The 9,288-nt window shown below is 77.6% G+C and carries 1 protein-coding gene; it reads right to left on the bottom strand.

Translation table 11 applies throughout. From position 1 onward, the window contains the following. Positions 1 to 20 precede the first annotated feature (20 nt). Entirely contained in the window at positions 21 to 9,287 is a 9,267-nt protein-coding gene (locus LPA42_RS21430) for an SDR family NAD(P)-dependent oxidoreductase (protein ID WP_308291156.1), read from the bottom strand. Position 9,288 lies beyond the last annotated feature (1 nt).

Below are 9,288 nucleotides of genomic sequence, written 5' to 3'. Positions count from 1 at the left end.
CGTCCCGCTCGGTGGGCATGTCAGTGGCCCTGCTGCTGGCCGTGGACGAGCAGGGGCCGCAGCAGCGCGCCGAGGTCCGGGGCCGGCGCGGCGGGTTGCCCGCCCGCGTCGGGTGCCGGCGGCGGCGCGTCGGGCGTGCCGGGCCCGGCCGCCTCCTGGGGTGCGGCGGGCGGCGCGCCGGCGGGGCCGGGCAGCCGGGCCGCGAGGTCGGCCATGGTGCGGGCCCGCATCACCAGGGACGGGTCGACGGTGATCCCGCCGAGCCGTTCGATGGCGTTGGTCAGGTCCACGATGACCAGCGAGTCCAGGCCCAGGTCCGGCAGGGGGCAGTCGCCCGGGTCCTCGCCGAGCACGTCGACGAAGGCGTCGCGCACCAGCGTGTACGCGAGGCCGGCTGCGGCGGCCGGCGCGGGCGCGGGCTCCGCAGCGGGTCGCGTGGCCGGCGTTGACCGTGGTGCCGCCGGGGCCGTGGCAGCCGACGCCGTCGGGGCTGTCCTGGCCGGGGCCGTCGTGGGCGGTGCCGTCGTGGGCGCGGGTGGCGGCACGCTGTCGGGCGCGGCCGTGCCGGGGAACACGACTCCCCCGCCGGTGCGCAGGTGCGCGGTGAATCCGGTCAGCGCCTGGTCGAGGGTGATCGAGTGCCCGGCGGCGACGGAGTCGTCGGCCTCCATGCCGATGCCGACCCAGTTCGGCCAGGCGTGTGCGGTCACCGTCGTGCCGTCGTCGCCGGACTGCTCGGCCAGCGCCAACTGGTAGGCGTTGGCCAGGGCGTAGTCCACCAGCCCCCGGCCGGCGTGCGGCAGCGCGCCGGCGATCGAGGAGACCAGGGCGACGTGGCCCGCGCCCTGCGCGCGGGCCAGTCGCACCACGTTGCGGGAGCCGGCGACCTTCGGCGCGGTCACCCGGGCCGCCTCCGACCAGGGCCGGCGGCGCAGCGACCCGAACGGGTTGACCCCGCCGGAGCAGTGCACCACGCCGAGCAGCCGGCCCCAGCGGCGGCCGAAGGACGCGGCGGCGTCGGTCAGGGCGGCGGCGTCGGCGACGTCGCATCGCAGGTAGTCGACCTCGGCGTGCAGCCGCATCTGCGCCAGGAACTCCTCGGCACCGGGGTCCGCCGGCGACCGGCCGACGATGCCGACATTCCGCGCGCCGCCGCGCACCAGGTGCGCGACCAGCCGCCGGCCGATCGCGCCGAGGCCGCCGGTGACGAGGTGGTACCCGTCGCCGTCCAGCGGGGTGGCCGGGCCGGGTGCGGCCGGGACCTGCTCCGGGGCGTACCGGATCCCCCGCCGGTAGGCGACGGCGGTGTTGACGCCGGGGCGCAGCGCGGTGAACTCGGCGGCGATCTGCCGGGCGCGGGTCTCGGCCGGGTCGCCCGCGTCGAGGTCGAGGGCCGCGACGGCGAACCGGTGCTCGGCGGCGGCGGCCCGGACGGTGAACGCCCGCGCGGCGGCCTCCGGGTCCAGCAGGGCCCGGTCGGCCTCGTCGACCGGGGCCGAGCGGTGCTCGACCCAGACCACCTTCGCCTGCGGCGGGAGGGCCGCCGTGACCTCGCGGAGCTGCTCCCAGAAGCCGCGCAGGTCCGGCTCGGTGGCGGCGGACGCGGGGGCGGCGGCGACCACGACGAGGGCGCGGGCGGGCGCCCCGGGGGCGGCGATGTCGGCGCCCTGGGCGGACAGCGCGGCGGAGACGACGCCCTCGGTGGCCCGGTCGGCGGCGACCACCCGGACGGTCACGCCGTACGCCGACCCGCCGGTGAGGGGCGCGGTGGCCCGCCACCGCGTGCACAGCGCCTCGGGCGCGGCGGCGGCTGCGGGCGCGGCGGGCGCGGCGGCGGCGGCGGGCGCGGCGGGCGACGCCGCCGGGGCGGACTGCGGCACGGTGGGCGGCGGGGCCGCCGCCGTCGCCTCGGCGCTGCGGGTGTGCCAGTAGCGGCCCCGGGCGAACGGGTAGGTGGGCAGCGCGACGATGCGGGAGCCCGGGGCGGACAGCGCCGCCCAGTCGATGCCGGGGCGACCGCGCCGGGCCAGGTCGGCCAGCGCCTCGTGCCAGGCGTCCGGCGGTCCGTCCGGGGCGGCCGGCGGCGCGTCGGCGGCCAGGGCGGCGTCGACGCGGGCCACCGGGAGCCGGCCGTCGGCGACGGCCCGGAGCTGCTCGGCGAGGGCCGGGCCGGTGGGGCCGGTGACCGCGCTCTGGTAGTCGAGCAAGGAGCGGCCGACGTTCGCGGTGTGGCAGAGGTCGGCGGTCCGCCGGTCGTCGTCGGAGGCGGCGAACACCTCGGCGTACGCGGCGGCGAGCTGGCGCACCGCGTCCTCGCTGGCGGCGGAGACCCGGACCAGGTGCGGACGCGGCGGAAGTGGCCCGCGCGGGGCGGCGACGGGCGGCTCCTCCAGGATGACGTGGGCGTTCACCCCACCCATCCCGAACGCCGACACCGCACCCCGCCGCGGCACACCCGCCACCCGAGGCCATGCGACGACCTGGTCGGCCACGAAGAACGGCGACTCCTCGAACCGGATGTGATCATTCGGCCGCTGCACGTGCAACGTCGGCGGAATCTGCTCCCGATCGAACGCGAGCAGCACCTTCACCACACCAGCCAGACCAGCAGCCGGCTCCAGATGACCGATGTTCGACTTCACCGAACCGATCGCACAGAACTGCGTCCGCGACGTGAACTCCCGCCACGCCCGCGTCAAACCCTCCACCTCAATCGGATCACCCAAACTCGTACCGGTGCCATGCGCCTCCACCAGACCGATCCCCTCCGGACCGACCCCGGCGTCCCGCAACGCCGCCACGATCACGTCGCGCTGGGCGGCACTGCTCGGCACGGTCAACCCGCTCGTGCGACCACCGTGGTTCACCGCCGTTCCCCGGATCACCCCACGGATCCGATCCCCGTCGCGCACCGCGTCGGCTAGGGGCTTGACCACCACCGTGACCACACCCTCACCCGGCACGAACCCGTCCGCCGACGCGTCGAACGCCCGCGACGTACCCGTCGGGGACAGGGCGCGCAGGTTGCGCATCGCGGTGTAGTGCAGGGGGGACATCGCGAGGCGTACGCCGGCGACGATGGCCTGGTCGCACTCGCCGCTGCGGATGCTGCGCACCGCCGTGTGCAACGCCACCAACGACGACGAACACAACGTATCGATCGTCATGCTCGGACCCGACAGATCCAGGAAATAACTCACCCGATTGGCCAGGAAGGCGTTGTGGTTGCCGAGGCCGGCGGCGGCGTCCAGCTCCGGCGGGATGTTGTAGTCCTTGTAGTGCTGGTAGCTGGCGCCGACGAAGACGCCGGTCGAGGAGGGCGTGGACAGCGGGGCGATCCCGGCGGACTCCAGCGCCTCCCAGGCGGTGCGCAGCAGCCAGCGGACCTGCGGGTCGAGCACCTCCGCCTGCTTGGCGAAGAAGTCGAAGAACCGGGCGTCGAACTCGTCGATCTGCGCGAGGAAGCCGCCCACCGGGGCGCCGTCGGGGTCGCCGTCGGCAGGCCAGCGGAACGCGGGCGCCGGGCCGACGCCGCTGCCCCCGCCCGCGAGCAGGGACCAGAAGCCCTCGGGGTCCGTGGCGCCGGGCAGTGCACAGGCGACGCCGATGATCGCCATGTCGTGGGCGTCGCCGCCGGTCGCCGCGTCCGAGCCGGTGGGGGCGGCGTCGGGGGTGGACGGAGCGTCGGGGGCCGGCGGCGCAGGGGGCTCGTCGGGCAGGAGGGACGCCACCACGGCGGTGAGGGCCCGGCAGTCGCGCGCCTGGAGCACGTCGACCGGGCTGAGCGTCGCCCCCAGCCGGTCCTGCACCTCGGCGGCGACCATGGTGGCCAGCATGGAGTCGATGCCGGCGGCGGCGAGGGGGCTCGTCGCGCTGACCTGCGGGTCCCGCAGCACCGCGCGGACCAGGTCGACCACCGTCTCCTCCGGCAGGCGGGGGCCGTCGTGGGGGCGGGACGGCGGCGGGTCGGCGGCGGTCCCACCGGCCGGCGGGACCCGGTCGGGCGCGGGGGTGCCGGCCGGCGGGGTCACCCGGCCCGGGTCGGGCGCGCCCGCCGCGACGGGCCGGTAGACCACGTCGTCGAGGAGGACCAGGGCGCGGCCGTCGGCGTCCAGGAGGGTGGCGCTGGCGCGTCGGCTGCCGTCGGCGTCCTGCCCGGCGAGGCGCAGGTGGACGTGTCGGGTGCCGGCCGGGTCGCCCCAGCGCACCGCCCGGCCGATCGAGACCGGCAGGTAGGTGAGCGTGGACGCGGCCGGGTCGGCCAGGGTCAGCACCGCCATGGTCTGCAACGCCGCGTCGAGGGCGGCCACCGCCCGGACGCCCGGGTCCGCGTCGGCGAGGTCGACCTGGGTGAGTACGCCGGTGGTGCCGTACGCGACGTGGCCGACGACGCGCAGCGGGGCGCCGAAGTCGACGTGCTTGGCGGCGAACCACGCGTACAGGCCGGCGGGGTCGAGCGTGCGCGGGTAGCCGGCGCGCAGGGCGTCCAGCGCCACCGGCTCCGGGGCGGGGTCGGACAGGTCGGCCGCGCCCACGGTGAGGTGGCCGACGGGCCGCCCGCCGTAGGAGAAGGTGGTCGTGTCGCCGGAGGGGTCGCTGGTGAGCCGGTGCCGGCCGGTGCCCCGCGCGGTGAACGCGAGCCGGTGCAGGACGGCGGCGCGGGCGAAGCCGCTGGCGACGAGGAACGCGGCCGGCAGCGTCTCCTCGCCGAAGACGCGGTGCGCGCCCAGCAGCCGGTCCAGGACGCGGTCGTCGGGCGCGGCGAGGCGGGGCGGGCCGGCGGGGCCCGGCTGGGCAGGGTCGGCGAGGTCGCGGAAGGGGTAGGGCGGCAGCGGCACCCGGCGCAGCCCGCTGCCGGTGTGGAGCCGCCGCCAGTCGACGTCGCGCCCGGCGACGTACAGGTGGGCAAGGGCGGCGAGCAGCGTGCCGTCGGGCGTGCGCAGCTCTGCGGCGATCCGCTCGGCGGTCAGCGGCACGTACGCGGCGAGCCGGGCGGCGAGGTCCGGGCCGCAGGGCGCCGGGTCGCCGGCGAGGACGGTCGCGCCGCGCAGGACCGTCGCCGACGGGTCCGGCCCGGCGCGCAGGGCCTGGCGCAGGCCCGCGCCCAACTCGTCGGCGGTCGCACCGAGCACGGCGATCCGGTGCGGCAGGTGACTGCGCCCGACCGCCGCGGAGAAGCACAGCGCGGCGGCGTCGACCGACCGGTCCCGCCCGATCAGCCGCTCCACGTCGGCGATGCGTCGGGCGAGCAGGGCTGGGGTGTGCGCCGAGAGGACGAGCAGGTGCTCGCCGGCGGGCTCGTCGGGGCGGGCGGCGGCAGCGGTGGGGCTCGGGGCGTACTCCTCGACGACGACGTGGGCGTTGGTGCCGCCCATGCCGAAGGCGCTGATGCCGGCCCTGCGGGGCCCGGCGGAGCGCCATGGCCGGGGCTCGGTCGGGATGACCAGCCGGCCGGCGGGCAGGGCGATGTGCGTGCCGAGCGTCTCGAACCCGGCCAGGGGCGGGATCTCGCCGTGCCGCAGGCAGAGCAGGACCTTCACCAGGCCGGCCAGGCCGCTGGCCGGTTCGAGGTGGCCGATGTTGGCCTTGACGGAGCCGACGTGCACCGGCTCGGGCCGGTCGCCGTCGAAGACCTCGGCCAGGGCGGCGATCTCGATCGGGTCACCCAGCCGGGTCGCGGTGCCGTGGGTCTCGACCAGGGAGATGTCGGCCGGGGCGAGGCCGGCGTCGGCCAGCGCGGCCCGGATGACGGCGACCTGCGCCTCGCTGCGCGGCACCGGCAGGGCGCTGCCCCGGCCGCCGTGGTTGACCGCCGCGCCCCGGATCACCGCGTGGATCCGGTCGCCGTCGCGTTCGGCGTCGTCGAGCCGCTTGAGCATGACCGCGACCGCGCCCTCGCCGGGCACGAACCCGTCGGCCCGGTCGTCGAACGGCCGGGGGCGGGTGGGCGAGAGCGCGCCGAGCTGGCTGAGGCTGCGGTAGTACCAGGGGGTCAGGCCGACGTGGCAGGCCGCGACGATGGCCGCGCCGCACTGCCCGGTGCGCAGGCTCACCACCGCCTGCTGCAGGGCGACGAGGGAGGACGAGCAGAGCGTGTCGACGGTCTGCGAGGGACCGGTCAGGTCCAGCGCGTAGGAGATGCGGTTGGCCAGGACGGCGTTCATCGAGCCGAGGGCGGTGTGCGGGCCGACGGCGTCGAGGCCGTTGGCGTCGCGGTGGTGGGTGTAGGTGGCGCCGACGAAGACGCCGACGTCCCGCCGTCCGGCGCAGCCGCTGTCGTCGACGACGGACCAGGCGTGCTCCAGCAGCAGCTTCTGCTGCGGGTCCATCTCCTGCGCCTCGCGCACGGCGATGCCGAAGAACCTCGGGTCGAGGCGGTCGATCCCGGTGACGAACGCGCCGGTGCGGCAGTAGGTGCCGGTCATGTCGGGGCCGCGCCGCTGGAAGTGCTCGTCGATGTTCCACCGGTGGGCCGGGATCTCGGTGAAGGCGTCGGCGCCGGAGCGGAGCATCGGCCACAGGTCGGTGAGGTCGCGGGCGCCGGGCAGGTCGCCGGAGACGGCCACCACCGCGATGTCGCCGCCGCGCGGGGCGGGCCGGGCGGCCGGCTCGGGGGCGGGCGCGGACACCGGTGCGGGCGCGGGGTCCGGCTCGGACGTGGGGGTGGCCGGCGCGGGGGTGGTCGCCTCGGGCATGGCGACGACCGGCGCGGGCGTCGGGGCGGCCGGGGCGGCGGCCGGCGGTTCGGCGGAGGCGGGGGCCGGCTCGGGGGCGGCGGGAGGGCCGGCCGCGTACCGGGTGGCGAGCGCGGCGGCCAGCTCGGCGAAGTCGCCGTACTCGAGGAAGAGGGTCGCCGGGAGGGTGACCCGCCAGCGGCGGGACAGCTCCTCGGCCAGCTCGACGCTCATGATCGAGTTGATGCCGTAGTCGGTCAGCGGCGCCGTCCGGTCGAAGCCGTCGATGCCGAGCCGTTCGGCGAGGAACTCGGCGAGCCCGTCCTCGGTGCGCCCGGCGTCGACGTCGCCGGCCGGGGACGGGCCGCTCGCTGCGGCGGCGGGCGCGGTGGCCGGCGGGACCGGTGCCGGCGACGCGGCCGGTGTACTGGCCGGTGTCGTGCCCGTCGCCGGCGCGGCCGGGGCACCGGCCGGGGCGTCGGGGTGGGCGATGACGACCTGCCGGACGTCGTCGCGCAGCACGGTCATCAGGGCGTCGAGCGCCTCGACGGTGCCCAGCGGCCGGACGCCACGACGGCGCAGCTGCTCGGCCACGGCGGTGCCCATGCCCACCTCGCCCCACAGTCCCCAGTCGACGCTGGTCCAGGGCGCGCCCCGCGCGTGCGCGTACGCGTCGAGGTAGGTGTTGGCGGCGGCGTACCCGCCCTGGCCGAGGTTGCCGAACGTCCCGGAGACCGAGGCGAACAGCACGGCGAAGTCCAGGTCGGTGCCGGCGACGGCGGCGGCCAACTCGTGCAGCCCGTCGACCTTGGGGCGCAGCACCTGCGCCACGTCCTCTGCGGTGGTGCCGCGCAGCAGGCCGTCACGGAGGGCACCGGCGGCGTGCACGACGCCGTGCAGGTCGCCGAAGCGCTGCCGGATCTCCGCCACCACGCCTGTCAGCGCGCCGGGCGCGGCGACGTCGGCGGCGAACGAGGCGATGCGGCAGCCGTACGACTCGATCCCGGCCAGGGCGTCGGCGTCGGCTCCGGTCCCGCCGGAGCGGCTGACCAGGGCGACCAGGCCGGCACCGTCGCCAGCGAGGCGGCGGGCGACGGCGAGGCCCAGGCCGCCGTGCCCGCCGAGGATCAGGTACCGGCCGTCGCGCCGCACCGGCGGCCGGCCGCTGTCGGACGCGCGCAGCGGGACGCGGACCGGTTCGTGCCGCACGCCGGCGCGGTAGCCGACCTCGACCGGACCGTCGCCGCCCAGCTCGGCCACGAGCGCGTCGGCCGAGGCGGGGTCGAGGTCGACGAGGCGGGGCCGCAGCCCCGGGTACTCGATGGCGGCGGTGCGGACCAGCCCCCACAGGGCGGCCCGCGCCGGCTCGGGGGCGTCCCCGGCGGCCACCGGCTGGGCCCGTTCGGTGGCGACGAGGAAGCGGCCCGAGCGCTGCCGCTGGCCGAGGGTCTTCAGGGCGGCGAGGCAGGCGTACAGGCCGGCGGCCAGCTCGGCCTGGTCCGGCCGGGCGGGACCGGTGTTCCACAGGTGCACGACGCCCTCGACGGGCGCGCCGATCTCCTCCCAGAGCCGTTGGAACGCGGCCTCGTCGGGCCGGGGCATGACCCGCCGGTCGGCCCCGGTCGCCGGGGCCGGCCCCTCGGGCAGCACCTCGACGACGCGGGCCCCGTCGGCGCGCAGCGCCCGCACCGTGGCCGCCCCCGCGGCGTCGGGGCCGCCGTCGTGCAGGACCACCCAGGTGCCGGTCGCCGGGCGGCGCGGCGCGGGGGCGTCGGCGGGGGTCCACTCGATGCGGGTGAGCAGCCCGGGAGCCGCGGCGGACCGGTGCGCCGGCAGCCGGCGCATGCGTACCCCGGTCAGCTCGGCGACGACCTGGCCGGCGGGGTCCAGCAGCACGGCGTCCGCGACGGACCAGGCGTCCTGCACGGCGGTGCGGCGCACCCGCACGGTCACCCCGGTGGTGAGGGCGGACAGGTTCGCGTACAGGGCGAGCCGCGCGACGCCGATGGGCAGCATCGGGCCGGGCGCGTCGCCGTCGGCGAGATCCTGCAGGGCGCAGCTGACCACCTGGAAGACGCCGTCGACGAGCAGGGGGTGGGAGTACCAGGGCACCGGCTGGGCCACCGTGGCGAGGCTCGCCTCGGCGGTGCCGTCGCCGACGGAGAGCCGGCGTACGGTGTGGAAGTCCGGCCCGTACGTCAGGCCGGCCTCGGCCCAGCCGCGGTAGATCCGCTCGGGCGGGACCGGCACCGGGCAGGTCACCTCCCACGCGGCCGGCGGTCGGGCGTCGGCCGGCAGCGGTCCGCCGGTGCCGGTCGAGACGGCCTTGCGGCCGTCGGGGGTGACCGCGCTCAGCTCGAAGCGGGTCCGCTCGGCGAAGGTCACGTCGAGTCGGCCGGTGACCCGCTCGTCGTCGGCGACGGTGAACGGCCGGACGAAGGCGACGTCGACGAGTTCGAGCGGGGCGAACGCCCGGCGCTGGGCGACCCCGAGCAGGGCCATCTCCAGTTGTACGGACGCGGGCAGGATGCCGAAGCCGGAGGAGCGGTGCTGGGCGATGAACGGCTCGTGCCCCGCGAAGGTCTTCTCGTAGGTCTCAACCCGGTACGTCACG

The organism is Micromonospora sp. DH13, assembly GCF_020873825.1.
GTDB classification, from domain to species: domain Bacteria; phylum Actinomycetota; class Actinomycetes; order Mycobacteriales; family Micromonosporaceae; genus Micromonospora; species Micromonospora haikouensis.
The sequence above is the reverse complement of the archived record's forward strand: the minus strand, read 5'-3'. Positions and strand labels throughout refer to the sequence as shown.